The organism is Pseudomonas sp. Pseusp11 (assembly GCF_047304405.1).
Classification (GTDB): Bacteria; Pseudomonadota; Gammaproteobacteria; order Pseudomonadales; family Pseudomonadaceae; genus Aquipseudomonas.
In genome coordinates this window covers 135,448-161,108 of record NZ_JBGLZF010000003.1, presented here as the reverse complement: position 1 = coordinate 161,108, position 25,661 = coordinate 135,448, and the positions used below count along the sequence as shown (strand labels likewise).

At 59.2% G+C, this 25,661-nt stretch carries 24 protein-coding genes; 16 read left to right on the top strand and 8 right to left on the bottom strand.

The window, feature by feature from the left end:
• Positions 1-108: 108 nt before the first annotated feature.
• Together ACCC96_RS03465 and ACCC96_RS03460 are read right to left on the bottom strand one after the other, a co-directional pair.
• On the bottom strand, positions 109-1,326 hold the full coding sequence (locus ACCC96_RS03465) for an argininosuccinate synthase (protein WP_007938916.1): 1,218 nt from the start codon (positions 1,324-1,326) through the stop codon (positions 109-111).
• A 129-nt stretch (positions 1,327-1,455) separates the two neighbouring features.
• The gene (locus ACCC96_RS03460; RefSeq protein ID WP_413695005.1) at positions 1,456-2,364 is read right to left on the bottom strand and encodes a flagellar protein MotY; all 909 of its coding nucleotides are present in this window, start codon (positions 2,362-2,364) and stop codon (positions 1,456-1,458) included.
• A 157-nt stretch (positions 2,365-2,521) separates the two neighbouring features.
• Between ACCC96_RS03460 and pyrC the strand changes: the two genes are divergently transcribed.
• Both pyrC and rnt read left to right on the top strand, forming a co-directional pair.
• Complete coding sequence (gene pyrC / locus ACCC96_RS03455; RefSeq protein ID WP_413695004.1) at positions 2,522-3,568, top strand: dihydroorotase; 1,047 nt, start codon at positions 2,522-2,524, stop codon at positions 3,566-3,568.
• On the top strand, positions 3,565-4,242 hold the full coding sequence (gene rnt / locus ACCC96_RS03450; protein ID WP_007938919.1) for a ribonuclease T: 678 nt from the start codon (positions 3,565-3,567) through the stop codon (positions 4,240-4,242). The genes pyrC and rnt overlap by 4 nt, the downstream gene beginning before the upstream one ends.
• A gap of 76 nt (positions 4,243-4,318) precedes the next feature.
• Here rnt and ACCC96_RS03445 read toward each other — a convergent pair whose 3' ends face one another.
• Positions 4,319-4,921: a peroxiredoxin gene (locus tag ACCC96_RS03445; protein WP_007938920.1), complete on the bottom strand. Its 603-nt coding sequence runs from the start codon at positions 4,919-4,921 to the stop codon at positions 4,319-4,321.
• 315 nt (positions 4,922-5,236) lie between these two features.
• Here ACCC96_RS03445 and ACCC96_RS03440 point away from each other — a divergent pair, with 315 nt between their 5' ends.
• Positions 5,237-5,455, top strand: a complete 219-nt coding sequence (locus ACCC96_RS03440; protein ID WP_007938921.1) for a bacterioferritin-associated ferredoxin — start codon at positions 5,237-5,239, stop codon at positions 5,453-5,455.
• Between the two features lie 200 nt (positions 5,456-5,655).
• Entirely contained in the window at positions 5,656-6,129 is a 474-nt protein-coding gene (bfr, locus tag ACCC96_RS03435) for a bacterioferritin (protein ID WP_007898512.1), read from the top strand.
• A 117-nt stretch (positions 6,130-6,246) separates the two neighbouring features.
• Here bfr and grxD read toward each other — a convergent pair whose 3' ends face one another.
• The 3 genes from grxD to ACCC96_RS03420 all read right to left on the bottom strand — a co-directional run bounded on the left by grxD (position 6,247) and on the right by ACCC96_RS03420 (position 9,220).
• The gene (gene grxD, locus ACCC96_RS03430) at positions 6,247-6,588 is read right to left on the bottom strand and encodes a Grx4 family monothiol glutaredoxin (RefSeq protein WP_007938922.1); all 342 of its coding nucleotides are present in this window, start codon (positions 6,586-6,588) and stop codon (positions 6,247-6,249) included.
• A gap of 97 nt (positions 6,589-6,685) precedes the next feature.
• Positions 6,686-8,794: a molybdopterin oxidoreductase family protein gene (locus tag ACCC96_RS03425; protein ID WP_413695003.1), complete on the bottom strand. Its 2,109-nt coding sequence runs from the start codon at positions 8,792-8,794 to the stop codon at positions 6,686-6,688.
• Positions 8,795-8,929: 135 nt separating this feature from the next.
• Positions 8,930-9,220 carry a hypothetical protein gene (locus ACCC96_RS03420; protein ID WP_019651357.1) on the bottom strand — a complete coding sequence of 97 codons (291 nt, stop codon included), beginning with the start codon at positions 9,218-9,220 and terminating at the stop codon, positions 8,930-8,932.
• A 406-nt stretch (positions 9,221-9,626) separates the two neighbouring features.
• Here ACCC96_RS03420 and argF point away from each other — a divergent pair, with 406 nt between their 5' ends.
• Positions 9,627-10,547, top strand: a complete 921-nt coding sequence (gene argF / locus ACCC96_RS03415; protein ID WP_019581556.1) for an ornithine carbamoyltransferase — start codon at positions 9,627-9,629, stop codon at positions 10,545-10,547.
• Complete coding sequence (locus tag ACCC96_RS03410) at positions 10,544-11,653, top strand: ABC transporter ATP-binding protein (RefSeq protein ID WP_086946086.1); 1,110 nt, start codon at positions 10,544-10,546, stop codon at positions 11,651-11,653. The genes argF and ACCC96_RS03410 overlap by 4 nt, the downstream gene beginning before the upstream one ends.
• Before the next feature lie 48 nt (positions 11,654-11,701).
• Here ACCC96_RS03410 and ACCC96_RS03405 read toward each other — a convergent pair whose 3' ends face one another.
• Positions 11,702-12,484 carry a PhzF family phenazine biosynthesis protein gene (locus tag ACCC96_RS03405; protein ID WP_413695002.1) on the bottom strand — a complete coding sequence of 261 codons (783 nt, stop codon included), beginning with the start codon at positions 12,482-12,484 and terminating at the stop codon, positions 11,702-11,704.
• A gap of 117 nt (positions 12,485-12,601) precedes the next feature.
• Positions 12,602-13,072: a Cys-tRNA(Pro) deacylase gene (gene ybaK / locus ACCC96_RS03400; RefSeq protein ID WP_007938929.1), complete on the bottom strand. Its 471-nt coding sequence runs from the start codon at positions 13,070-13,072 to the stop codon at positions 12,602-12,604.
• A 369-nt stretch (positions 13,073-13,441) separates the two neighbouring features.
• On the opposite strand from ybaK, the gene ACCC96_RS03395 reads away from it, so the two are divergent.
• From ACCC96_RS03395 to ACCC96_RS03350, 10 genes are all read left to right on the top strand, one after another.
• Complete coding sequence (locus ACCC96_RS03395; protein ID WP_413695001.1) at positions 13,442-14,293, top strand: MIP/aquaporin family protein; 852 nt, start codon at positions 13,442-13,444, stop codon at positions 14,291-14,293.
• Positions 14,294-14,369: 76 nt separating this feature from the next.
• A complete protein-coding gene (gene glpK / locus ACCC96_RS03390) occupies positions 14,370-15,875 on the top strand; it encodes a glycerol kinase GlpK (RefSeq protein ID WP_018926616.1) in 1,506 nt (501 codons plus the stop codon).
• A gap of 95 nt (positions 15,876-15,970) precedes the next feature.
• On the top strand, positions 15,971-16,726 hold the full coding sequence (locus ACCC96_RS03385; protein ID WP_007938932.1) for a DeoR/GlpR family transcriptional regulator: 756 nt from the start codon (positions 15,971-15,973) through the stop codon (positions 16,724-16,726).
• 317 nt (positions 16,727-17,043) lie between these two features.
• Positions 17,044-18,582, top strand: a complete 1,539-nt coding sequence (gene glpD, locus ACCC96_RS03380; protein ID WP_413695000.1) for a glycerol-3-phosphate dehydrogenase — start codon at positions 17,044-17,046, stop codon at positions 18,580-18,582.
• A 322-nt stretch (positions 18,583-18,904) separates the two neighbouring features.
• The gene (locus tag ACCC96_RS03375; RefSeq protein ID WP_019651351.1) at positions 18,905-19,819 is read left to right on the top strand and encodes a glutamate/aspartate ABC transporter substrate-binding protein; all 915 of its coding nucleotides are present in this window, start codon (positions 18,905-18,907) and stop codon (positions 19,817-19,819) included.
• 192 nt (positions 19,820-20,011) lie between these two features.
• Positions 20,012-20,758, top strand: coding sequence for an amino acid ABC transporter permease (locus ACCC96_RS03370; RefSeq protein ID WP_018926619.1), 747 nt, complete (start codon positions 20,012-20,014; stop codon positions 20,756-20,758).
• Positions 20,758-21,429 (top strand): amino acid ABC transporter permease, encoded by a 672-nt coding sequence (locus ACCC96_RS03365; RefSeq protein WP_258672503.1) that lies wholly within the window; start codon positions 20,758-20,760, stop codon positions 21,427-21,429. Before ACCC96_RS03370 ends, ACCC96_RS03365 begins: the two co-directional genes overlap by 1 nt.
• On the top strand, positions 21,426-22,160 hold the full coding sequence (locus ACCC96_RS03360) for an amino acid ABC transporter ATP-binding protein (protein WP_413694999.1): 735 nt from the start codon (positions 21,426-21,428) through the stop codon (positions 22,158-22,160). The genes ACCC96_RS03365 and ACCC96_RS03360 overlap by 4 nt, the downstream gene beginning before the upstream one ends.
• A 270-nt stretch (positions 22,161-22,430) precedes the next feature.
• Positions 22,431-24,332, top strand: coding sequence for a sensor histidine kinase (locus ACCC96_RS03355; protein ID WP_258672501.1), 1,902 nt, complete (start codon positions 22,431-22,433; stop codon positions 24,330-24,332).
• On the top strand, positions 24,329-25,657 hold the full coding sequence (locus ACCC96_RS03350; protein WP_413694998.1) for a sigma-54-dependent transcriptional regulator: 1,329 nt from the start codon (positions 24,329-24,331) through the stop codon (positions 25,655-25,657). The genes ACCC96_RS03355 and ACCC96_RS03350 overlap by 4 nt, the downstream gene beginning before the upstream one ends.
• Positions 25,658-25,661 lie beyond the last annotated feature (4 nt).

Genomic DNA, 25,661 nt, shown 5'->3' with positions numbered 1-25,661 from the left:
CGGTTGGAAGAAACAAGCAGAAAGCGAAACGTAATATGCAGCAGCCCTTTTTCAGAACTGTGGCCTTGTCATCGACAAGGCCACAGCTCCATTACCGCATCAAAGGTCTCAGAACAGCTTGCGGCCTTTGTTCGCCGCGATACGCATGCGCAAGGCATTGAGCTTGATGAAGCCCGCCGCATCGGCCTGGTTGTAGGCGCCGCCATCTTCCTCGAAGGTCGCGATATTGGCGTCGAACAACGACTCGTCGGACTTGCGTCCGGTGACGATCACGTTGCCCTTGTACAGTTTCAGGCGCACTACGCCGTTCACGTGGGCCTGGGAAGCATCGATCATCTGTTGCAGCATCAGACGCTCTGGGCTCCACCAGTAACCGGTGTAGATCAGGCTGGCGTATTTAGGCATCAGCTCGTCTTTGAGGTGAGCCACTTCGCGGTCCAGCGTGATCGATTCGATCGCACGGTGAGCGCGCAGCATGATGGTGCCGCCAGGCGTCTCGTAGCAGCCACGGGACTTCATGCCCACATAGCGGTTTTCGACGATGTCCAGACGGCCGATACCGTGTTCGCCACCGATACGGTTCAAGGTCGCCAGCACGGTGGCCGGGGTCATTTCGACGCCGTCCAGTGCAACGATGTCGCCGTTGCGGTAGGTCAGTTCCAGGTACTGCGGTTTGTCGGGAGCGTTCTCCGGGGAGACGGTCCAGCGCCACATGTCTTCTTCGTGCTCGGTCCAGGTGTCTTCCAGCACGCCGCCTTCATAGGAGATGTGCAGCAGGTTGGCATCCATCGAGTACGGGGATTTTTTCTTGCCGTGACGCTCGATCGGAATCGCGTGCTTCTCGGCGTAGTCCATCAGCTTCTCACGGGACAGCAGGTCCCATTCGCGCCATGGAGCGATCACTTTTACGCCTGGCTTCAAGGCGTAGGCGCCCAGTTCGAAACGAACCTGGTCGTTGCCCTTGCCGGTCGCGCCGTGGGAAATGGCGTCAGCACCGGTTTCGTTGGCGATTTCGATCAGGCGTTTGGCGATCAACGGACGAGCGATGGAAGTACCCAGCAGGTACTCGCCTTCGTAAACGGTGTTGGCGCGGAACATCGGGAATACGAAATCACGCACGAATTCTTCGCGCAGATCGTCGATATAGATTTCTTTTACGCCCATGGCCTGTGCCTTGGCGCGGGCCGGTTCGACCTCTTCGCCCTGACCCAGGTCAGCGGTGAAGGTCACTACTTCACAGTTATATGTATCCTGCAGCCACTTGAGGATCACCGAAGTGTCCAGGCCGCCGGAATACGCCAGAACGACCTTGTTTACGTCCGCCATGCCATCACTCCACGGGGTTCTACGGAAAGCTGTCAAGTCTACCGCTCATGCAGGATAATTTACAGAGGCGCGACAGCTTATGACGACGAAGCGACAGATTATGTCGAGCGAGCGACGAATTCAGCAGGTTCAGGAGGTCGTCGCGCTGCTCGCGGCGGCGGTGGCTTGAGGCGCCGGTTTTTCGGTCGGTGCGACCCGTTCGAGGCGTACGGCAACCCGGCGATTCTTAGCCCGGTTGGCGGCATTGTTGTTGGGCGCCAGCGGATAGCGCTCACCGTGAAAACGCAGGGTGATCTGCGATTCCTGCACACCATTGGCCTTGAAGAAATCCATCACCGCCAGCGCCCGGCGTCGTGACAGTTCACGGTTGGTCAGGCGGTTGCCACTGTTGTCGGAATGGCCGTCGAGTTCAATGTGGTTGACCGTCGGATCGGCCTTCATGAACTCCAGCATGACCTGCAACTGGGCCTTGGCCCTGGCATCGAGATCGATACCCTCCCCCGGAAAGCCGACCTCGGATTGCTTCACTTGCTCGAAATTCTGTGGCAACAACTTGGCCACGCAACCCTGATAGTCACCGTAGGCCTTGTTGAACTTGACCGGCAGCAGACGCACTTCAGACACCCGACCGTCGCCCGATGAGTGTCGAACGACCGGGCTGCGCCCCTCCATCAACCCGCTGATCAGGCGCCCGGCCTGCACTTGCGAGCTGTTGAACAGTACGTTGCCACTACCGATTCTCACCGACCCCAGGTTTATGTCGCCACGCCCCGGCTGCCATGGCGCAGCCGCCGCCAGCAAGGTCGCGGAACCCCCACCGATCATTGAGTTGTAGGCCTTCAGACGAAATGTCGCCTGCTCGCCGGCGCGACGCACAAACTCACCCGAACCGAAATCGGTGATCGGTTGAGTCAGGCGGCATTCGAATTTGTCACCTTCGACCGTCCACTCGATGCTCTCCAGGCGAGTCTGGAAAGTGAGCGCCATCGCGGGAAGGCTGGCAAACACACTGAGCAAGGCTAAATAACGCTGGCGCACGGGAGGCTCCACTGGCTTCTACGACAAAAAGACCGACACACATATTCACGGCCTGCCTGTTGGGTATCGGAAGCTTGTCGTAAAACTTGATAGCGAGTGCCTGGAAGAGTCTTTTCCGGTAGCATTCCCCTGAGTTTGACCCGCCTGGAATTCCCTCATGTCCGACCGCCTGACCCTGCTGCGTCCCGACGACTGGCACATTCATCTTCGCGATGGTGCCGTGTTGACCAATACCGTCGCGGATGTCGCGCGCACCTTTGGTCGCGCCATCATCATGCCCAACCTGGTACCTCCGGTGCGCAACGCTGCTGAAGCCGATGGCTATCGCCAGCGGATTCTCGCCGCACGTCCGGCCGGCAGCCGTTTCGAACCGCTGATGGTTCTGTACCTGACCGACCGCACCCAGCCCGAAGAAATTCGTGAGGCCAAGGCCAGCGGTTTCATTCACGCCGCCAAGCTGTACCCGGCCGGCGCGACCACCAACTCGGACTCTGGCGTCACCAGCATCGACAAGATTTTCCCTGCACTGGAGGCCATGGCCGAAGTCGGGATGCCCTTGCTGGTTCACGGTGAAGTCACCCGTGGCGATGTCGACGTTTTCGATCGGGAAAAAATCTTCATCGATGAGCACATGCGTCGCGTGGTCGAGCGTTTCCCGACGCTCAAAGTGGTGTTCGAACACATCACCACCGCCGATGCCGTGCAGTTCGTCAACGCGGCTTCGGCCAACGTTGGCGCCACCATCACCGCGCATCACCTGCTGTACAACCGCAACCACATGCTGGTAGGCGGGATTCGGCCGCACTTCTACTGCCTGCCGATCCTCAAGCGCAATACCCACCAGGAAGCCCTGCTCGACGCCGCCACCAGTGGCAGCGACAAGTTCTTCCTCGGCACCGACTCGGCTCCCCATGCCCAGCACGCCAAAGAAGCGGCTTGCGGTTGTGCCGGTTGCTACACCGCTTATGCCGCGATCGAGATGTATGCCGAAGCCTTCGAACAGCGTAATGCGCTGGACAAGCTCGAAGCCTTCGCCAGCCTCAATGGCCCGCGTTTCTACGGTCTGCCGGCGAACACCGATCGCATCACCCTGGTCCGCGAAGAGTGGACCGCCCCAACCAGCCTGCCATTTGGCGAGCTGACCGTTATCCCGCTGCGCGCCGGTGAAAAACTGCGCTGGCGCCTGCTGGAGGAACACGCGTGAGTGAAGACCATTTCGACGACGAACAGGACGGTCAAGGCGGTGGAGGTGGTCCTCGTCATCCAATGGCTGCCAGATTCCGTGGTTACCTGCCGGTTGTCGTCGACGTAGAAACCGGTGGCTTCAACTCGGCCACCGACGCCCTGCTGGAAATTGCTGCAACCACCATCGCCATGGATGAAAAAGGGTTTGTGTACCCCGATCACACCTACTTCTTCCGGGTCGAGCCATTCGAAGGCGCCAACATCGAAGCAGCAGCCCTGGAGTTCACCGGGATCAAGCTCGATCACCCGTTGCGCATGGCAGTGAGTGAAGAAGCGGCGCTGACCGATATCTTCCGTGGCATTCGCAAGGCCCTGAAGGCCAACGGTTGCAAACGGGCGATTCTGGTCGGCCACAACAGCAGCTTCGACCTGGGTTTCCTCAACGCGGCAGTCGCGCGCCTGGACATGAAACGTAACCCGTTTCATCCGTTCTCCAGCTTCGACACCGCGACCCTTGCCGGTCTGGCCTATGGCCAAACCGTACTGGCCAAGGCCTGTCAGGCAGCGGACATCGACTTCGACGGTCGCGAGGCTCATTCGGCTCGCTACGATACCGAGAAGACCGCTGAGCTGTTCTGCGGCATCGTCAATCGCTGGAAACAGATGGGCGGCTGGGAAGACTACAACGACTGAGTCTGGTCGCCGGTTTATCCCGCCCATAAAAAAACCGGCCTCAGTGAGGCCGGTTTTTTATTGCCGGACGCCTGGCTTACAGCGCAGCAGCGTGCTCGGTCAGGTATGCCGCAACGCCTTCTGGCGAAGCGTTCATGCCTTTGTCGCCTTTTTTCCAGTTGGCAGGGCAAACTTCGCCGTGCTCTTCGTGGAATTGCAGAGCGTCGACCAGACGGATCAGCTCTTCCATGTTACGGCCCAGCGGCAGGTCGTTGATGATCTGCGAGCGGACAACGCCTTTGTCGTCGATCAGGAACGCACCACGGAAAGCCACGCCGTCAGCGGACTGAACGTCGTAAGCCTTCATGATTTCCTGCTTGATGTCAGCAGCCATGGTGTAACGAACCTGGCCGATACCGCCATTGTTCACCGGGGTGTTGCGCCATGCGTTGTGGGTGAAGTGCGAGTCGATCGAAACGGCGACCACTTCAACATTGCGTGCCTTGAAGTCAGCCATGCGGTTGTCCAGAGCGATCAGCTCGGACGGGCAAACGAAGGTGAAGTCCAGTGGGTAGAAGAACACCAGGCCGTATTTGCCTTTGATGGCCGAGGACAGGGTGAAGCTGTCTACGATTTCGCCATTGCCGAGTACGGCCGGTACGGTGAAGTCAGGGGCTTGTTTGCCTACGAGTACGCTCATTGGATATCTCCTGGTGTAATAACGTTGAAGAACAGGGCTCATGCCAGCCTGTCACCCTCAGGCGACAGCCCTGTGACACGAACCTCCTTCGCAAAAGGCCGACCATCATACACCGCGTTTTTCGCCTGTCCTTAGCGGTTTTTTTCTGACGGGCAAAATGGCCGCTGCTATATTTTTTTCACAAGGCGCGAGAGGAAACCGTTCGTCAGTCAAAGGCCCTCATGACAAAAACCCTTCAGAAACCACTTTGACAATCATTCTCGTTAACATTAAGATCCATCGCAATTGAGTCACAACCAGCGACGGTTCTCACTTATGTATGTCTGCCTCTGCACCGGCGTCACCGACGGTCAAATCCGCGATGCAATCTATGAAGGTTGCTGCAGCTACAAAGAAGTCCGTCAGGCTACCGGCGTAGCCAGCCAATGCGGCAAATGCGCTTGCCTGGCCAAGGAAGTAGTGCGTGAAACACTGGGCAAACTGCAAACGGCCCAGGCGGCGATCCCCTACCCCGTAGAATTTACAGCCGCATAACTACCGTATTTCGAAGAACCGGACTTGATGTCCGGTTTTTTTATGTCTGAAAATCAATCGCTTAGGCCCTAGACGCGGAACACAAACATTCTTATTCCGATTAATTTTCATTTAAGTTTCAATAACTTAGGTTTGACACTGTTAATTACGCGGCTCAAACTCTGCCTTATATACAGCTAATACAGGGCAGGACTCCCACCATGAAAGGCGACGTTACAGTCATCCAGCATCTCAACAAAATCCTTGCCAATGAACTGGTCGCGATCAATCAGTACTTCCTGCATGCGCGCATGTATGAGGATTGGGGCCTGAACAAGCTCGGCAAGCACGAGTACCACGAATCCATCGACGAGATGAAGCACGCTGACAAGCTGATCAAGCGCATCCTGTTCCTTGAAGGCCTGCCGAATGTCCAGGACCTGGGCAAGCTGCACATCGGCGAACACACCAAGGAAATGCTTGAGTGCGACTTGAAGATTGAGCGCGACGGCCATGCCGACCTGAAAGTCGCTATCGCTCATTGCGAAACCGTCGGCGACTTCGGCAGCCGTGAACTGCTCGAAGACATTCTTGAATCCGAAGAAGAACATATCGACTGGCTGGAAACCCAACTGGGCCTGATCGATAAAGTCGGTCTTGAGAACTATCTGCAATCGCAGATGGGCGAAGAGTAAGCTCTACGCCGCTAACCCCGACGCAATAAAAAGCCCCGCTCTCTTTATAGAGGCGGGGCTTTTTACATGCTGAAGATCAAAAGATCGCAGCCTGCGGCAGCTCCTGCGGGAACCGAATCAGGCTTCGGTCTTGGCAGCGGCGGCTTTGGCGGCGGCGTCTTTGATCAGTGCCTGCAACGAACCGTCGGCAGACATTTCAGTCATGATGTCGCTACCACCAACCAGCTCACCGGCAACCCACAGTTGTGGGAAGGTTGGCCAGTTGGCGTACTTTGGCAGGTTGGCGCGGATTTCCGGGTTCTGCAGGATATCCACATAGGCAAACTTTTCACCACAGGCCATGACGGCTTGGGCGGCTTTCGCGGAGAACCCACACTGCGGGGCATTCGGCGAGCCTTTCATGTAAAGCAGAATGGTGTTGTTGGCAATCTGCTCTTTAATCGTTTCGATGATATCCATGGAGCACCTCGGCTGAACTTTCCGACTCAGTGGTCGGCACGGTGGCGCATTGTAACGGAAACCCGAGCGCCATGCTCGGCCTCCCCGACAGACATGTTCACGCCGCCGCCACGGTCACCGGAACGCCGTTCAATGCCGCGTTGCCCGACAACTCATCGAGCTGACATTCGTCAGTCAGGTCATTGGCGCTGGAACCTGGCTGGCCACTGGCAATCGTCATCTGCACGCCCGGTCGCGCATGGCCCCAACCGTGGGGCAGGCTGACCACTCCTTTCATCATATCGAGGCTGGCGACCACTTCAACCTCGATCACGCCGACCCGCGAACTGACGCGTACCCGCTGCCCATCGCTGAGCCCGCGGCTGGCCAGGTCGTCCGGGTGCATCAGCAGTTGATGGCGCGGCTTGCCCTTCACCAGGCGGTGATAGTTGTGCATCCACGAGTTGTTGCTGCGCACATGGCGGCGACCGATCATCAGCAACTCATCGGCGGCTGGTGCTTGCAACGCCGCAAAGCGCGCCAGATCGGCGAGGATCTCCACAGGCGCCGCCTGGACGCGCTGATTGGCCGTCTTCAGACGAGGCGTCAAATTGGGCTTGAGCGCGCCGAGATCGACACCGTGAGGGTGATCGAACAAGGTTGCCAGCGACAGTTTGTGCTCTGAAGCATCGCCATACAGGCCCATCCGCAGCCCCCGGTCGATCATCTGCGCCGGCGCAATGGTCGGTTTCAGCTCCTTGCCGGTCTTCACCGCAAAGGCCTTGGCCAGCCCCACGAAGATCTCCCAGTCATGCAACGCGCCTTGTGGTTTGGCGAGAATCGCCCGGTTGAAACGGGTGACGTTGCGCACCGCGAACATATTGAACGTGGTGTCGTAATGATCGTTTTCCAGCGCCGAAGTCGACGGCAGGATCAGGTCGGCATAACGCGTGGTTTCATTGATGTACAGGTCGACGCTGACCATGAACTCCAGTCCGTCCAGCGCCTGCTCCAGCTGTCGGCCATTGGGCGTGGACAGCACCGGATTACCCGCCACGGTAATCAGCGCACGGACCTGCCCTTCCCCTTCGGTGAGCATCTCCTCGGCCAGCGCCGACACCGGCAACTCGCCGCCGTATTCAGGACGCCCGGACACGCGGCTTTGCCACAGATTGAAATGGCCGCCCGACGTGGACGCCACCAGGTCCACCGCCGGTTCGGTGCACAACGCACCGCCGACACGATCAAGGTTGCCGGTCACCAGATTGATCAATTGCACCAGCCAATGGCACAGAGTGCCGAAGGCCTGGGTCGAGACGCCCATGCGGCCATAGCAGACCGCCGTCGGGGCTGCCGCGAAGTCCCGCGCCAGTTGACGGATCTGTTCGGCGGGTACTGCGCACAGCGGGCTCATGGCCTCGGCAGTGAAACCTGCGATCGCCTTACGCACTTCATCCAGACCATCGACCGGCAAATGACTGTCGCGGGTCAGGCCTTCAGCGAATAACGTGTTGAGCAGCCCGAACAGCAGCGCCGCATCGCCACCAGGGCGCACGAACAGATGCTGATCGGCAATCGCCGCCGTTTCGCTGCGGCGCGGATCGACCACCACCACTTTGCCGCCCCGGGCCTGAATCGCCTTGAGGCGCTTCTCCACATCCGGCACGGTCATGATGCTGCCGTTGGAGGCCAGTGGATTGCCGCCCAGGATCAACATGAAATCGGTGTGATCGATGTCCGGGATCGGCAACAGCAAGCCGTGGCCGTACATCAAATGACTGGTCAGGTGGTGGGGCAACTGATCGACCGACGTCGCGGAAAACCGGTTACGGGTTTTCAACAGGCCGAGGAAATAATTGCTGTGGGTCATTAACCCGTAGTTGTGCACGCTGGGGTTGCCCTGATAGACCGCCACCGCGTTCTGCCCGTGACGCTCCTGAATCGCCGCCAGGCGTTCGGCTACAAGGCTGAACGCATCTTCCCACTCGATAGGCTGCCACTCGCTACCCACTCGCTGCATCGGCTGACGCAGGCGGTCCGGATCGTTCTGAATGTCTTGCAGGGCCACCGCCTTGGGGCAGATATGCCCACGGCTGAAGCTGTCCTGAGGGTCGCCCTTGATCGAGGTGATCTGCACGCCGCTGCCTTCGACCTCGGTGGTTTCGATGGTCAGGCCGCAGATGGCTTCACACAGGTGGCACGCACGGTGATGGAGAGTCTTGGTCATGGCCAGTCTCTGTTTTGTTCTGGGCGGGCAATGTCGGCCGCGGGAACAAAACTATGGCGCGTGACTTGCCACCGCGCCAGCGACGTTCGTCTTGTGAATCGACGACCATCAGGCCGGCCGATGGCAGCAAGGGGATCAGTTCGGCGGCTGACTCGGCGGCGCCTGCAGCTGGATTTCCTCGATGGTTTCGATCTGCTCGTGGGCGACATGCACGCCGGTGAGCTCGCCGATCAGCCGCCAATGCTCGTCGAGCCCGGCACTGATGGTGGCCATGCGGTCGATCATGCGACGGCCAGCCGCCTTGGTGACTTCGTCTTCACTGCGTAACAACTCGAAAGACATCGAGGTCATGGAAGCAGTGAGGTGGGTCAGAGAGCGAGCCGTGAGGCCGAGTAGCTCCATCAATAACTGTTCTTTCGATTCCATTCCTGAGGCTTCCTGCGTCGCTCGTGCTTTAGTTATAACCCAGCACTTTGCATTAGCAAATGTTTCAGAGCAGACACATTGCCCGCCAAAGGCTCGAATGACAGGTCAAAAACCGACTGCCAATATGTCGCCCGCGCCCTGTCTGATTGCCAAGCCCGGCGAGCCCAGTGTACAAATGCTCAGCTGCTGTCAGGAAACAGGCTTCAAAAGCGCTACCTCAGTCACCCCGTAGCCTCTCTGAAATCCTCTAAACACCGTAGCCTATTGGAAAAACGCGACATTTAATGTCAATATCGCGCCTTCCCCTATTTCGTCGCCCCGTGCGGCTTACGCCGCAGGTCTCGCCCGTTTTTCAGTTAAACAAGGCTTTGAGTATCTGCGGTCTGTTGCAAAAAGGTAGTCAATGATGAGCGCAAGGCACTTTCTCTCCCTGATGGATTGCACGCCCGAAGAGCTGGTCAGCGTGATCCGTCGAGGCGTTGAGCTCAAGGACCTGCGTAACCGCGGCGTACTGTTCGAGCCTTTGAAAAACCGCGTCCTGGGGATGATTTTCGAGAAGTCCTCGACCCGTACCCGTATTTCGTTCGAAGCCGGCATGATCCAGCTCGGTGGCCAGGCGATCTTCCTGTCGCCGCGCGACACTCAGCTGGGCCGTGGCGAACCGATCGGCGACGCCGCCATTGTCATGTCGAGCATGCTCGATGCAGTGATGATCCGTACGTTTTCGCACAGCACTCTGACCGAATTCGCCGCCAATTCGCGAGTCCCGCTGATCAACGGCCTGTCCGATGATCTGCACCCGTGCCAGTTGCTGGCCGACATGCAAACCTTCCTCGAACACCGCGGTTCGATCCAAGGCAAGACCGTGGCCTGGATCGGCGACGGCAACAACATGTGCAACAGCTATATAGAAGCGGCGATCCAGTTCGACTTCCAGCTGCGCATCGCCTGCCCGGAGGGTTACGAACCCAACCCTGAATTCGTGGCCAAGGCCGGCGATCGGGTAAGCATCGTCCGCGATCCTCAGGAAGCCGTGCGCGGCGCGCATCTGGTGAGCACCGACGTCTGGACCTCCATGGGCCAGGAAGAGGAAACCGCCAAGCGCCTGAAGCTGTTCGCACCGTTCCAGGTCAACCGTGCCCTGCTCGACCTGGCCGCACCGGACGTGCTGTTCATGCATTGCCTGCCGGCCCACCGTGGCGAGGAAATCAGCCTCGACCTGCTCGACGACCCGCGCTCGGTGGCCTGGGATCAAGCCGAAAACCGTCTGCATGCACAAAAGGCCCTGCTCGAGTTTCTCGTCCCACCTTCGTACCATCACGCATGAGCCAGCCATTACTGCTGAACCTGCGCAATCTGGCCTGTGGTTATCAAAACCAGCGGGTTGTGCAGAACCTCAACCTGCATTTGAATGCCGGCGATATCGGTTGCCTGCTGGGCTCTTCGGGCTGCGGCAAAACCACCACTCTGCGGGCCATTGCCGGTTTCGAACCGGTGCACGAGGGTGAGATCCAGTTGGCGGGCGAGACCATCTCCAGCGCCGGTTTCACCCTCGCCCCGGAAAAACGCCGGATCGGCATGGTGTTCCAGGATTACGCGCTGTTTCCGCATTTGAGCGTGGCCGAGAACATCGCCTTCGGGATCCGCAAGCATCCGCAAAAGGATCGCGTCACTGAAGAATTGCTCGAACTGGTCAACCTGAAAAACCTCGGCAAGCGCTTTCCCCATGAGCTGTCCGGTGGCCAGCAGCAGCGGGTTGCACTGGCCCGCGCCCTGGCGCCGGAGCCGCAACTGTTGTTGCTCGATGAACCGTTCTCCAACCTCGACGGTGAACTGCGACGCAAGCTCAGCCATGAAGTACGCGACATTCTCAAGGCTCGCGGCACCAGTGCGATTCTGGTGACCCACGACCAGGAAGAAGCCTTCGCGGTCAGCGACCATGTCGGTGTTTTCAAGGAAGGTCGCCTGGAGCAGTGGGACACGCCCTACAACCTCTATCACGAACCGCTGACACCATATGTGGCCAGTTTCATTGGCCAGGGTTACTTCATTCGCGGTCAGTTGAGCAGCCCGGAGTCGGTGCAGACCGAGTTGGGGGAATTGCGCGGCAATCGTGCCTACACCTGGCCGATCGGTGGCGCCGTGGACGTATTGCTGCGTCCGGACGATATCGTCTATGCACCGTCCAGCCCACTGAGGGCGCAGATTGTCGGCAAGAGCTTCCAGGGTGCATCAACGCTGTACCGCTTGCAGTTGCCTACGGGCGCACAGCTGGAGTCGATTTTCCCGAGTCATGCCGATCATCTGGTCGGTGCTGAAGTCGGCATTCGGGTGGCGGCGGAACATCTGGTGCTGTTCCAGGCCTCCGGCAGCACAGCGGCGCAGATTCCGACGATCGAGTCCGGGGTTCGGCGCTACAGCGCCGCCAGCTGAACAATGCGGACATAGGTGGGAGCTCGCTCCCACCTATTGGATTTTCGTTTAACCCAGCATTAGCGTTCCGCTCGCGACCAGCGTCGCATTCCCGCCAATACTCACCCGATCCCCTTCCAGCCGGCAGAACAACTCCCCGCCCCGCGCCGAGCACTGATAAGCCGTCAGACTCGACTTGCTCAAGCGTTTCGACCAGTACGGAATCAGGCTGCAATGGGTTGAACCGGTCACCGGGTCTTCGTTGATGCCGATCGCCGGGGCAAAGTAGCGCGACACAAAGTCATGCTTGTTGCCTTTGGCTGTCACGATGGCGCCCGGCCACGGCAGTTTCGCCAGGGCGATCATGTCCGGCTGACAATCGAGCACCGCCTGCTCGGACTCCAGCACCACGAACAATTCCTTCGAGCCCAGCACATCGACCGCCTCGACGCCCAAGGCGCGCTCGACATCCCGGGTCACGCCCACTTCCGACGGCACGACTGCCGGGAAATCCAGCCACAAGCGCCCACCCTCTCGGGTGACACTCAACGGGCCGGACTTGCAGATGAAGTCCAGTCGCTCGACCGGTTCTTTATAGAGTTCAAACAGCACGTAGGCACTGGCCAGGGTCGCATGGCCACATAATGGGACTTCAGTGGTCGGGGTAAACCAGCGGATGCGCCAGACATAACCTTCACGCACCAGGAACGCGGTTTCGGCGAGGTTGTGTTCGGCGGCGATTTTTTGCATCAGCTCATCATCGAGCCAGCTGTCGAGCCGGTAAACCATCGCCGGGTTGCCACTGAACAGCCGATCACTGAACGCATCGATCTGATGAAACTCAAGCTGCATGGCACTTCTCCCTTTCTTCAGGTCGCCGAGCATGAAGTCTGGCATAGCCCTTCACCAGTGACAGAACGAACCAATTTCCACCATACAGCGCCGGGTTGTAAGCCCAAGACCTTTTGCTCAGGCACGACCGATATCGGCGAACTTCGCCTGGGTGTGTTCGGCCAACACGGCAGGCGCCAGTTCGACTTCCAGACCGCGCCGCCCGGCGCTGACGAAGATGCTGGAAAACGGCTGGGCCGAATGATCGATAAACGTGCGCAGGCGCTTCTTCTGCCCGAGCGGGCTGATACCGCCCAACAGATACCCCGTCGAACGCTGCGCGGCGGCAGGATCGGCCATTTCAACTTTTTTCACGCCTGCAGCCTGCGCCAGCGCTTTCAAGTCCAGACTTCCGACGACCGGCACCACCGCTACCAATAACTCCCCCTTCTCGCTGGCCGCCAGCAACGTCTTGAACACCTGCGCGGGATCCAGGCCCAGTTTTTCCGCGGCCTCCAGACCATAGGACGCTGCCTTCGGATCATGTTCGTAACTGTGCACGCGATGTTCGGCACGAACTTTTTTCAACAAATCCAATGCGGGGGTCATGACAGCTCCAGACTTGGCGGCAGAAGAAAAATACTGCGCAGGATTCTAGGTCATTGATCGATAAAAGGCTCTATTGCGCTGCTATTTCCAAGGATTGGCCGGGCTTTCGGTCGTTCGTCCACACGCCTCTCGCCAGATGAACGATGCGATCATTCACAGGACTAATAGTTTAAATATGACTGATGGTTCACTTTCGACCTTTGACAGCAGTGCTTCTTGTCTATATTTTTTCGAATGTGAACACAGCACGAACGTCTCACCGCAGCACCCGGCAGTAAGCCGAGCACAGGATGGGGATCCTGCCTCGGTGAAAATCGCGCTTTGACCTCGATGGAAAAGCGCCAGACAACAACAAAAACGAGGTTTTCAATGACAACTGCGTTACAACAACCGTCGCTCTCGAGCCAATGCATGGCCGAGTTTCTGGGTACTGCACTGCTGATCTTTTTCGGTACCGGCTGCGTTGCCGCGCTCAAGGTGGCGGGTGCCAGCTTCGGTTTGTGGGAAATCAGCATCATCTGGGGGGTTGGCGTCAGCATGGCGATCTACCTCACCGCCGGCGTTTCCGGTGCGCACCTCAACCCTGCCGTGAGTATCGCGCTGAGCATTTTCGCTGACTTCGAAAAGCGCAAACTGCCTTTCTATATCTTCTCCCAGGTCGCCGGTGCCTTCTGCGGGGCATTGTTGGTTTACACGCTGTACAGCAACCTGTTCTTCGATTTCGAACAAACTCACCAAATGGTTCGTGGCACCGAAGCCAGCCTTGAATTGGCCTCGGTGTTCTCCACCTTCCCGAACCCTGCCCTGTCCACGGGCCAGGCCTTTCTGGTTGAAGTGATCATCACCGCCATTCTGATGGGCGTGATCATGTCGCTTACCGACGACAACAATGGCCTGCCCAAAGGACCGCTGGCGCCGTTGTTGATCGGCCTGCTGATTGCCGTGATCGGCAGCTCGATGGGGCCGCTGACCGGTTTCGCGATGAACCCGGCCCGCGACTTCGGTCCTAAACTGATGACTTTCTTCGCAGGCTGGGGTGAAATTTCCTTCACTGGCGGACGCGATATCCCGTACTTCCTGATTCCGGTTTTTGCACCGATTGTCGGTGCCTGTCTCGGTGCTGCGGCTTATCGCGGGCTGATTGCCCGTCATCTGCCCGGCGCCATACCTGCTACAAAGGACGCAACACTGGCCATTGACGGCAAACCAAGAACGTCTTGAAACCGTTGGCGCGTGATCCTGCCCATTTTGGTCCCGCGCCTGACTTCACTTCCTTATTTCGTCCAAGGCAATCGACATGACCGACATTCAGAATAAGAACTACATCATTGCCCTCGATCAGGGTACGACCAGCTCCCGCGCGATCATTTTCGACCGCGACGCGAACGTGGTCTGCACCGCCCAGCGTGAATTCGCACAGCATTACCCGCAAGCCGGCTGGGTCGAACATGACCCGATGGAAATCTTCGCCACCCAAAGCGCCGTGATGGTCGAGGCCCTGGCTCAAGCCGGCCTGCATCACGACCAGGTCGCGGCCATCGGCATCACCAACCAGCGCGAAACCACCGTGGTCTGGGACAAGACCACTGGCCGCCCGATCTACAACGCGATCGTCTGGCAGTGCCGCCGCAGCACCGAAATCTGCCAGCAGCTCAAGCGCGATGGCCACGAGCAATACATCAGCGACACCACGGGCCTGGTCACCGACCCGTACTTCTCCGGCACCAAGCTCAAGTGGATCCTCGACAATGTCGAAGGCAGCCGTGAGCGGGCGCGCAAGGGTGAACTGCTGTTCGGCACCGTCGACAGCTGGCTGATCTGGAAATTTACCGGCGGCAAGGTGCACGTCACCGACTACACCAACGCCTCGCGCACCATGCTCTTCAACATCCACACGCTGGAGTGGGACGCGAAGATGCTGGACGTCCTCGACATCCCGCGCGAGATGCTGCCGGAAGTTAAGTCCTCGTCCGAAATCTACGGCCACACCAAAAGCGGCATCGCCATTGGCGGTATCGCCGGCGACCAACAGGCCGCCCTGTTCGGCCAAATGTGCGTCGAGCCAGGCCAGGCGAAAAACACCTACGGCACCGGCTGCTTCCTGCTGATGAACACCGGCGACAAAGCAGTGAAGTCCAAACACGGCATGCTGACCACCATCGCTTGCGGCCCGCGTGGCGAAGTGGCCTATGCGCTGGAAGGCGCGGTGTTCAACGGTGGCTCCACCGTGCAGTGGCTGCGTGACGAGTTGAAAATCATCAACGACGCCCACGACACCGAATACTTCGCCAACAAGGTCAAGGACAGCAACGGCGTGTACCTGGTGCCAGCCTTCACCGGCCTGGGTGCTCCGTATTGGGACCCGTATGCCCGTGGCGCGTTGTTCGGCCTGACCCGTGGCGTACGCGTGGATCACATCATTCGTGCCGCGCTTGAGTCGATTGCCTACCAGACCCGCGATGTTCTGGACGCCATGCAGCAGGATTCCGGCGAACGCCTGAAAGCCCTGCGCGTGGACGGCGGCGCAGTGGCGAACAATTTCCTGATGCAGTTCCAGGCCGACATCCTCGGTACTCAAGTCGAGCGTCCGAAAATGCGCGAAACCACTGCGTTGGGCGCTGCTTACCTGGCAGGCTTGGCCTGCGGTTTCTGGGGCAGCCTGGACGAGTTGCGCGGCAAGGCGGTGATCGAGCGCGAGTTCGAACCGGCGCTGGACGAAACCGCGAAGGAAAAACTCTACGCCGGCTGGAAAAAAGCCGTCAGCCGCACTCGCGATTGGGAACCGCACGAAGGCGCTGAATAAGCCACGGACCGGACTCGTATCCGGTTGTAACTGGTAGGGAGCGGATTCCTGCGGCATCATGGGCAAATTTTGCACGGCAGCCCAAAGGAAGCCCCATGAATCTGCCTCCCCGTCAGCAGCAAATCCTTGAACTGGTCCGCGAACGCGGCTATGTCAGCATCGAGGAAATGGCCCAGCTGTTCGTCGTTACACCGCAAACCATCCGCCGCGATATCAATCAACTGGCGGAAGTGAATCTGTTGCGTCGCTATCACGGTGGCGCAGCCTACGACTCCAGCGTCGAAAACACCGCCTACGCCATGCGCGCCGATCAGATGCGCGATGAAAAGCAGCGTATCGGCGAAGCCATTGCGGCGCAGATTCCCGATCACGCCTCGCTGTTCATCAATATCGGCACCACCACCGAATCCATTGCCCGGGCGCTGCTCAACCACAGCCACCTGAAAATCATCACCAACAACCTGCATGTGGCCTCGATGCTCAGCGCCAAGGACGACTTCGACGTGCTGCTGACCGGTGGCAACGTACGGCGTGACGGTGGTGTGGTCGGTCAGGCCAGCGTCGACTTCATTAACCAGTTCAAGGTCGACTTCGCCCTGGTCGGCATCAGTGGTATCGATGAAGACGGCAGCTTGCTGGATTTCGACTATCAGGAAGTGCGGGTATCCCAGGCGATCATCGCCAACGCCCGACAGGTGATTCTCGCGGCGGACTCCAGCAAATTCGGGCGCAACGCCATGATTCGCCTGGGGCCGATCAGCCTGATCGATTGCCTGGTCACCGACCAACCGCCTTCGCCGGCCCTGGCGCAGTTGTTGAGCCAGCACAAGATCCGGCTGGAGGTCGTGTAAGCACATCCCCCCTGTGGCGAGGGGGCTTGCCCCCGTTCGGCTGCACAGCAGACGCCAATCAGACAACATGTTCGTCCTGAAATACTGCGGTTGCCGGTTTTAGGGCTGTTTCGCAGCCCAGCGGGAGCAAGCTCCCTCGCCACAAAAGCACTCCCCACCATCATTCAATGTTCGAAAATTTTCCTTTAACCGCCCTTCGATCAGTATTTTCAATCGAAGCTGACTGGTCGTGGGCGTCTTTATGGGCTAGTATTTTCGCAAATGAACATTAATGTTCGAATTCAAATATAGAAATCCAAAAAAACCGAGGCCAGCCGATGCCCACTTCTACCTTGCCTACGCCCCCTCTCGCCGAGGTCTACGATATCGCCGTCATTGGTGGTGGGATCAATGGCGTGGGGATCGCAGCGGATGCCGCCGGTCGCGGCCTTTCGGTGTTCCTTTGCGAAAAGGATGATCTGGCCAGCCACACCTCGTCAGCCAGCAGCAAGCTGATCCACGGTGGCCTGCGCTACCTGGAGCATTATGAATTCCGCCTGGTGCGCGAAGCCCTGGCCGAGCGCGAAGTGCTGCTGGCCAAGGCGCCGCACATCGTCAAACAGATGCGCTTCGTGCTGCCCCACCGCCCGCACCTGCGTCCGGCCTGGATGATCCGCGCCGGCCTGTTCCTTTATGACCACCTCGGCAAACGGGAAAAACTCGAAGGCTCGAAAAGCCTGAAGTTCGGCCCGGACAGCCCGCTGAAAAGCGAAATCACCAAAGGCTTCGAATATTCCGATTGCTGGGTCGATGACGCACGCCTCGTCGTACTGAACGCCATGGCCGCCCGCGAGAAAGGTGCCCACGTTCATACGCAAACCCGCTGCGTCAGCGCTCGTCGCACCAAGGGCCTGTGGCACATGAACCTGGAACGCGCCGATGGCAGCCTGTTTTCGATCCGCGCCAAGGCACTGGTGAACGCTGCCGGCCCATGGGTCGCCCAGTTCATTCGTGACGACCTGAAGATGGAATCACCGTACGGCATCCGTCTGATCCAGGGCAGTCACCTGATCGTGCCAAAACTGTACGAAGGCGAACACGCGCACATTCTGCAAAACGAAGATCAGCGCATCGTCTTCACCATTCCGTACCTGAACCACTTCACCCTGATCGGCACCACCGACCGCGAGTACACCGGCGACCCGGCAAAAGTGGCGATCACTGAAGGCGAAACCGATTATCTGCTCAAAGTGGTCAATGCCCACTTCAAGAAACAACTCAGCCGCGCGGACATCCTGCACAGCTACTCCGGCGTTCGTCCGCTGTGCAACGACGAATCCGACAACCCGTCGGCCGTCACCCGCGACTACACCCTGGCATTGTCGGGCTCTGGCGAAGAAGCGCCGTTGCTGTCGGTATTCGGCGGCAAGCTGACGACCTACCGCAAACTGGCCGAGTCGGCGCTGGCGCAACTGGCCCCGTACTTCACGCACATCAAGCCAAGCTGGACCGCCACCGCGCCCCTGCCCGGTGGCGAAGACATGACGACTCCGCAGGCATTGAGTTCGCGGATCCGCGACAAGTTCGACTGGATCCCCACCGAAATCGCCCGTCGCTGGTCCACCACTTATGGCAACCGCACCTGGCGCATGCTCGAAGGCGTGGAAAACCTCGGTGACCTGGGTGAACACATCGGCGGCGGCCTCTACACCCGCGAAGTCGACTACCTGTGCAGCGAAGAATGGGCGACCACCGCCGATGACATCCTGTGGCGCCGCAGCAAGCTTGGGCTGTTCACCACTGCGGCGGAACAGCAGAAGCTCAAGGATTACCTGAACAAGCTCGAACAGAACCGCAGCAAGATCGAAGCGGCCTGATCGGATATCCGGTTAAACCAAAGCCCCTGAATCTCACGATTCAGGGGCTTTTTCATACCCCGTGATCCATTCGGTTTTCCGAACGCGACTTGTCGGTCGGTTCGGTAAACCGGATCGCCCGACAACAATTTCTACGCCATAAATATTTAATACCCTTAAAAATCAACAACTTGTTCCATATCGCCCGGTCTGGCACGAGTCATGCTCTACACTCTCGGACGAATGTTTGTTGTGCTACTCCTTCAAGAGCCGTCAGGCATTCGAAGCACCAAAAAGGGCCGATGAACTGGCTCCATATAAAAACAATGTCGAGGAAAATTTGATGCGCATCGTTCCCCATCTCCTGGGCGCAGCCATTGCTGCCGCTCTGATTAGCACTCCAGTTTTCGCCGCCGAACTCACCGGCACACTGAAGAAGATCAAAGAGTCCGGCACCATCACCCTCGGGCATCGTGACGCTTCCATTCCGTTTTCCTACATCGCGGACGCTTCCGGCAAACCGGTTGGCTACTCCCACGATATCCAGCTGAAAATCGTCGAAGCCATCAAGAAAGACCTGGACATGCCCAACCTCCAGGTCAAATACAACCTGGTGACCTCGCAAACCCGTATCCCGCTGGTGCAGAACGGCACCGTGGACGTCGAGTGCGGTTCCACCACCAACAACGTCGAGCGTCAGCAACAAGTTGACTTCTCCGTCGGCATCTTCGAAATCGGCACCAAGCTGCTGGCCAAGAAAGACTCGCCTTACAAAGACTTCGCCGATCTGAAAGGCAAGAACGTCGTGACCACCGCCGGCACCACGTCCGAGCGCATCCTCAAGTCGATGAACGCCGACAAGCAGATGGGCATGAACGTGATCTCCGCCAAAGACCATGGCGAATCCTTCCAGATGCTGGAAACCGGCCGTGCCGTGGCCTTCATGATGGACGACGCCTTGCTGGCCGGTGAAATGGCCAAGGCCAAGAAGCCGGATGACTGGGCCGTGACCGGCACACCACAGTCCTTCGAAATCTACGGCTGCATGGTTCGCAAGGGCGACGCGCCATTCAAGAAAGCCGTCGACGACGCAATCATCGCGACCTACAAGTCGGGCGAGATCAACAAGATCTACGACAGATGGTTCCAGTCGCCGATTCCACCAAAAGGCCTGAACCTGATGTTCCCGATGAGCCCCGAGCTCAAGGCCCTGTTCGCCAATCCGACCGACAAAGCGGCTGACGAAAAGAAATCCTGATTTCTGACTAACCTTATCCCCTGAAAAGGCCTCTGCCCTTTCAGGGGTTGTCACTCCCTGCTGGCATTTTTGGAAACACTCGAACCGGTGGCTGTCGAGCCGTTCGCGTGTGCCTGTGCGTCATGCTCAGGCGGGAACGGAGCTTCCCCAGGCGGGCACTTGTACATCGATCGAATCCGAGGGGAGACCCTAATGAATTACAACTGGGACTGGGGCGTGTTCTTCAAGTCCACCGGCGTGGGTAGCGAAATTTATTTCGACTGGTACCTCTCCGGTTTGGGCTGGACCATCGCCATCGCCGTCGCCGCCTGGATCATCGCGCTGCTGCTGGGCTCGATCCTGGGCGTCATGCGCACGGTGCCGAATCGCATCGTATCGGGCATCGCGACCTGCTACGTCGAACTTTTCCGTAACGTGCCGCTGCTGGTTCAGCTGTTCATCTGGTACTTCCTGGTGCCCGACCTGCTGCCGCAAAACCTGCAGGACTGGTACAAGCAGGACCTGAACCCGACCACCTCGGCCTTCCTCAGCGTCGTCGTGTGCCTGGGCCTGTTCACCACGGCTCGCGTTTGTGAACAAGTGCGCACCGGTATCCAGGCGCTGCCCCGCGGCCAGGAATCCGCTGCCCGCGCCATGGGTTTCAAGCTGCCGCAGATCTACTGGAACGTGCTGCTGCCCCAGGCTTATCGCATCATCATTCCGCCGCTTACCTCGGAATTCCTGAACGTGTTCAAGAACTCCTCCGTCGCGTCGCTGATTGGCCTGATGGAGCTGCTCGCGCAGACCAAACAGACCGCCGAGTTCTCCGCCAACCTGTTCGAAGCCTTCACCCTGGCCACGCTGATCTACTTCACGCTGAACATGAGCCTGATGCTGCTGATGCGCGCGGTCGAGAAAAAAGTCGCCGTACCGGGCCTGATTTCCGTAGGGGGTAAATGATGGAATTCGACTTCTCGGGCATCATTCCGTCCCTGCCGGGCATGTGGAACGGCATGGTCATGACCCTCCAGCTGATGGCCCTGGGCGTGAGCGGCGGGATCATCCTCGGCACGATCCTGGCGTTGATGCGCCTGTCCCACAGTAAACTGCTGTCGAACATTGCCGGCGCCTACGTTAACTATTTCCGCTCGATTCCGCTGCTGCTGGTCATCACCTGGTTCTACCTGGCGGTGCCGTTCGTACTGCGCTGGATCACCGGCGAAGACACCCCGATCGGCGCGTTTGCCTCATGCATCGTGGCGTTCATGATGTTCGAAGCCGCGTACTTCTGCGAAATCGTCCGGGCTGGTGTGCAGTCGATTCCCAAGGGCCAGATGGGCGCTGCCCAGGCCCTGGGCATGACGTATGGCCAGATGATGCGGTTGATCATCCTGCCGCAAGCGTTCCGCAAGATGACCCCGCTGCTGTTGCAACAGAGCATCATCCTGTTTCAGGACACCTCGCTGGTCTACGCGGTTGGCCTGGTGGACTTCCTCAATGCCTCGCGTGCCAGTGGTGACATCATCGGCCGCTCCAATGAGTTCCTGATCTTCGCAGGTCTCACGTACTTCATCATCAGCTTTGCCGCCTCGCAGCTGGTCAAGCGTCTGCAAAAAAGGTTCGCCGTATGATCTCTATCAAGAACGTCAACAAGTGGTATGGGGACTTCCAGGTACTGACTGATTGCAGCACCGAGGTCAAAAAAGGCGAAGTGATTGTGGTGTGCGGGCCGTCCGGTTCCGGCAAATCCACCCTGATCAAGTGCGTCAACGCCCTGGAACCGTTCCAGAAAGGTGACATCGTGGTCGACGGCACCTCCATCGCCGACCCGAAGACCAATCTGCCGAAACTGCGCTCGCGCGTGGGCATGGTGTTCCAGCATTTCGAACTGTTCCCGCACCTGACCATCACCGAAAACCTGACCATCGCACAGATCAAGGTGTTGGGCCGCAGCAAGGAAGAAGCCACCAAGAAAGGCCTGCAACTGCTTGAGCGCGTCGGGCTGTCTGCCCATGCGCATAAGCATCCTGGCCAGCTTTCCGGTGGCCAGCAACAGCGTGTGGCGATTGCCCGTGCGCTGGCGATGGACCCGATCGTCATGCTGTTCGACGAACCGACCTCGGCGCTGGATCCGGAAATGGTCAACGAAGTACTCGACGTGATGGTGCAACTGGCCCACGAAGGCATGACCATGATGTGCGTGACCCACGAAATGGGCTTCGCCCGCAAGGTCGCGGACCGGGTGATCTTCATGGACGCCGGCAAGATTATCGAAGACTGCAAGAAAGAAGAATTCTTCGGTGATATCAGCGCCCGCTCCGAGCGTGCACAGCATTTCCTCGAGAAGATTCTGCAGCACTAAGAAGGAAGACACCGCTCCCCCTGTGGGAGCGGGCTTTTGTGGCGAGGGGGCTGCTGTGGCGAGGGTGCTTGCCCCCGTTGGACTGCGTAGCCGTCCCAATACCTGAATACTCGGATTGTCAGATACAACCCGAATCCAGATATTGGGGCCGCTTCGCGACCCAACGGGGGCAAGCCCCCTCGCCACAAAAGCCCCCTCGCCACACAGCAACTCCCACAGAACCCGTGGGGATATGGATATTTGTGTTGTGGTTGACCCAAGGCATCTGTGATGAAATGCGACTCCACTCTCTATCGCGCCGCGCCGCCATCACTCGCCGTGAAACCCCGTTTGATTCGCCATCTGTTCCTGCCGCCGCTGATCATCGCCCTGATGATCGGATTGGGTTACATCGGCTTCTGGGTCAGTGAACACTACGGCATTCGCAGCCTCAGCGAGAACGGCCAGCGTCAGCTGGAACTGCACGCGCGCGCCGTCGAAAGCGAGATCAGCAAATACACCTACCTGCCCAGCCTGCTGGAACTCGAATCGAGTGTTTCCAAGCTGCTGGCAGACCCGTCGCCGGAACACCGGCAGACGGTCAACGAATACCTCGAAGGCCTGAACCGGCGCAGCCGCAGTCGGGCCATTTATGTGATGGACACCACAGGTCGCGTACTGGCCACCAGCAACTGGCGCGATGTCGACAGTTATCTGGGCGAAGACCTGTCCTTCCGTGCCTACTTCCAGAACGCCGTGCGCGGCCAGCCGGGGCGGTTCTACGGCATCGGCAGCACCAGCGGCGAACCCGGCTATTACCTGGCTCATGGCCTGGAAGAGCACGGCAAGATCACCGGCGTCGCGGTGGTCAAGGTGCGCCTCGAAGCCATGGAAGAACGCTGGCAGCGCGCGCGCCTGGAAGCGTTCGTCAGCGACGAGAACGGCATCATCATTCTCTCCAGCGATCCGGCGCGGCGGCTCAAGTCGGTGCTGCCGTTGAGTGACGACACCAAGGAACGCCTGGCCCGCAGCCTTCAGTACTACTGGTATCCGCTGAATGAACTGCAACCGCTGGCCCGAGAGAAACTGGCTGAAGGCGAGGAAAAACTGACCTTCCCCGCCAACAGCGAACTGGTGTCCGATGAAGAGAACATCAGCTACCTGTCGCAAACCCGGCCGCTGAGCGACACCCCGTGGAATTTCACCCTGCTCACGCCCCTGCAAGACCTGCGGCGTGAAGCGATCAATCAGGGGATTCTGGTGGCGGTGGCGTTTGCCCTGGTGGCCTTCCTGCTGATCGCCTGGAACGAGCGGCGCAAAGTGATCGCCACCCGCCTCGCGGCGCGGGAAGCCTTGCAGGAAGCCAACAATCAACTGGAGCGTCGGATTACCGAACGCACCACTGACCTGCGTGCCAGCAACGAACGGCTCAAGGGGCAGATTCGTGAGCGTCGACAGGCTGAAGAAACCTTGCGCCGCGCTCAGGATGAACTGGTCCAGGCCGGCAAACTGGCGGCCATCGGCCAGATGTCCACCAGCATCGCCCACGAATTGAACCAACCGCTGGCAGCCTTGCGGACCTTGTCCGGCAATACCGTGCGCTTTCTGGAGCGCGGTCAGCTGGATGTGGCCAGCACCAATCTCAAGACCATCAATGAACTGATCGACCGCATGGGCCGGATTACCGCCAGCCTGCGTTCTTTCGCCCGGCGTGGCGATGACCAAGGCCAGGCCAGCCTCGGCAAAGGCGTGGACGCCGCCCTGCAATTGCTGGGCAGCCGGATGGAGAACGTGCCGTTGCAATTGCATCGCGACTTTGCCGACGTGCAGGTGCAGATCGACCAGACCCGTCTGGAGCAGATCCTGGTCAACCTGATCGGCAACGCGCTCGATGCCATGCAGTCGCAGCCCCAACCGACGTTGTGGCTCGAAGGCGAGGAATACGACGGCAAGTATCGCCTGCGGGTGCGCGACAACGGCCACGGCATCGATGCCGAAGCACGCAAGCATCTGTTCGAACCGTTCTTCACCACCAAGCCCGGCGAACAGGGCCTGGGCCTCGGCCTGACCCTGTCGGCGAGCCTGGCAGCCGCCACGGGCGGGCATCTGGGTGTCGAACACCCGGCCAGCGGTGGCACCACCTTCGTCCTCAGTTTACCGTTGGTAAGCCCCACTCCCGCCGAGCCAATATGAACAACGACCTTAGTGTGCTGATCGTCGAAGACGACCCCCATGTGCTGCTCGGTTGCCAACAGGCACTGACGCTCGAAGACATTCCCTGCATCGGCGTCGGCAGCGCCGAAGAAGCGCTGGAGCGGGTGGGCGATAACTTCGCCGGCATCGTCATCAGCGACATCCGCCTGCCGGGCATCGATGGCCTGGAACTGCTGACCCGGCTCAAGGCCCGTGATCGCAGCCTGCCGGTGGTGCTGATTACCGGCCACGGCGACATCTCGATGGCCGTCGGCGCGATGCAGAAAGGCGCCTACGATTTCATGGAGAAACCTTTCTCCCCCGAACGCCTGGTGGACGTCGCCCGCCGCGCGCTGGAGCAACGCAGCCTGGCGCGGGAAGTATCTTCGTTGCGCCGGCAATTGGCGGAACGCGATTCCCTCGAAGGCCGGATCATCGGTCGCTCGCCGGCCATGCAAAACCTGCGGGAACTGATCGCCAACGTCGCCGATACGTCGGCCAACGTGCTGATTGAAGGCGAGACCGGCACCGGCAAGGAACTGGTTGCGCGCTGCCTGCACGACTTCAGCCGCCGGCACAGCAAACAGTTCGTCGCGCTGAACTGCGGTGGCCTGCCGGAGAATCTGTTCGAAAGCGAAATCTTCGGCCACGAGGCCAACGCTTTCACCGGTGCCGGCAAACGGCGGATCGGCAAGATCGAACATGCCGATGGCGGCACGCTGTTCCTCGACGAAGTGGAAAGCATGCCGCTGCCGTTGCAGATCAAGCTGCTGCGGGTGCTGCAGGAACGCACCCTCGAACGCCTGGGTTCGAACCAGAGCGTGGCGGTGGATTGCCGGGTGATCGCCGCGACCAAGTCCGATCTGGATGAGTCGAGCAAGGCTGGCGAGTTTCGCAGCGACCTGTATTACCGCCTGAACGTGGTCACCCTGGAACTGCCACCGCTGCGCGAACGCCGCGAAGACATCCTGCAATTGTTCGAGCACTTTTTGCAGCAGTCATCCCTGCGCTTCGACCGCTCGCTGCCTGAACTGGACAACCAGACCGTGTCGATTCTGATGAGCCACGACTGGCCAGGCAACGTGCGCGAACTGCGCAACGTCGCCGAACGCTTCGCCCTCGGCCTGCCGGCCTTCAAGAAGACCGGCGCCAGCGGCAGCAATCAGGGCCTGGCCTTCGCCGAAGCGGTGGAAGCTTTCGAACGCAACCTGCTCAGCGATGCCTTGCAGCGCAGCGGCGGCAACCTGACCCAAGCCAGCCAGGAGCTGGGAATGGCCAAGACCACGCTGTTCGACAAAGTGAAGAAATACGGGCTGAGCCACTGATGGA

What these genes read in the sequence shown, in the direction of transcription:
- ACCC96_RS03465 (WP_007938916.1), bottom strand. Translation starts at nt 1,326, where the DNA reads ATGGCGGACGTAAACAAGGTCGTTCTGGCGTATTCCGGCGGCCTGGAC.
- pyrC (WP_413695004.1), top strand. Translation starts at nt 2,522, where the DNA reads ATGTCCGACCGCCTGACCCTGCTGCGTCCCGACGACTGGCACATTCAT.
- ACCC96_RS03445 (WP_007938920.1), bottom strand. Translation starts at nt 4,921, where the DNA reads ATGAGCGTACTCGTAGGCAAACAAGCCCCTGACTTCACCGTACCGGCC.
- ACCC96_RS03440 (WP_007938921.1), top strand. Translation starts at nt 5,237, where the DNA reads ATGTATGTCTGCCTCTGCACCGGCGTCACCGACGGTCAAATCCGCGAT.
- bfr (WP_007898512.1), top strand. Translation starts at nt 5,656, where the DNA reads ATGAAAGGCGACGTTACAGTCATCCAGCATCTCAACAAAATCCTTGCC.
- grxD (WP_007938922.1), bottom strand. Translation starts at nt 6,588, where the DNA reads ATGGATATCATCGAAACGATTAAAGAGCAGATTGCCAACAACACCATT.
- ACCC96_RS03425 (WP_413695003.1), bottom strand. Translation starts at nt 8,794, where the DNA reads ATGACCAAGACTCTCCATCACCGTGCGTGCCACCTGTGTGAAGCCATC.
- ACCC96_RS03420 (WP_019651357.1), bottom strand. Translation starts at nt 9,220, where the DNA reads ATGGAATCGAAAGAACAGTTATTGATGGAGCTACTCGGCCTCACGGCT.
- argF (WP_019581556.1), top strand. Translation starts at nt 9,627, where the DNA reads ATGAGCGCAAGGCACTTTCTCTCCCTGATGGATTGCACGCCCGAAGAG.
- ACCC96_RS03410 (WP_086946086.1), top strand. Translation starts at nt 10,544, where the DNA reads ATGAGCCAGCCATTACTGCTGAACCTGCGCAATCTGGCCTGTGGTTAT.
- ACCC96_RS03405 (WP_413695002.1), bottom strand. Translation starts at nt 12,484, where the DNA reads ATGCAGCTTGAGTTTCATCAGATCGATGCGTTCAGTGATCGGCTGTTC.
- ybaK (WP_007938929.1), bottom strand. Translation starts at nt 13,072, where the DNA reads ATGACCCCCGCATTGGATTTGTTGAAAAAAGTTCGTGCCGAACATCGC.
- ACCC96_RS03395 (WP_413695001.1), top strand. Translation starts at nt 13,442, where the DNA reads ATGACAACTGCGTTACAACAACCGTCGCTCTCGAGCCAATGCATGGCC.
- glpK (WP_018926616.1), top strand. Translation starts at nt 14,370, where the DNA reads ATGACCGACATTCAGAATAAGAACTACATCATTGCCCTCGATCAGGGT.
- ACCC96_RS03385 (WP_007938932.1), top strand. Translation starts at nt 15,971, where the DNA reads ATGAATCTGCCTCCCCGTCAGCAGCAAATCCTTGAACTGGTCCGCGAA.
- glpD (WP_413695000.1), top strand. Translation starts at nt 17,044, where the DNA reads ATGCCCACTTCTACCTTGCCTACGCCCCCTCTCGCCGAGGTCTACGAT.
- ACCC96_RS03375 (WP_019651351.1), top strand. Translation starts at nt 18,905, where the DNA reads ATGCGCATCGTTCCCCATCTCCTGGGCGCAGCCATTGCTGCCGCTCTG.
- ACCC96_RS03370 (WP_018926619.1), top strand. Translation starts at nt 20,012, where the DNA reads ATGAATTACAACTGGGACTGGGGCGTGTTCTTCAAGTCCACCGGCGTG.
- ACCC96_RS03365 (WP_258672503.1), top strand. Translation starts at nt 20,758, where the DNA reads ATGGAATTCGACTTCTCGGGCATCATTCCGTCCCTGCCGGGCATGTGG.
- ACCC96_RS03360 (WP_413694999.1), top strand. Translation starts at nt 21,426, where the DNA reads ATGATCTCTATCAAGAACGTCAACAAGTGGTATGGGGACTTCCAGGTA.
- ACCC96_RS03355 (WP_258672501.1), top strand. Translation starts at nt 22,431, where the DNA reads ATGAAATGCGACTCCACTCTCTATCGCGCCGCGCCGCCATCACTCGCC.
- ACCC96_RS03350 (WP_413694998.1), top strand. Translation starts at nt 24,329, where the DNA reads ATGAACAACGACCTTAGTGTGCTGATCGTCGAAGACGACCCCCATGTG.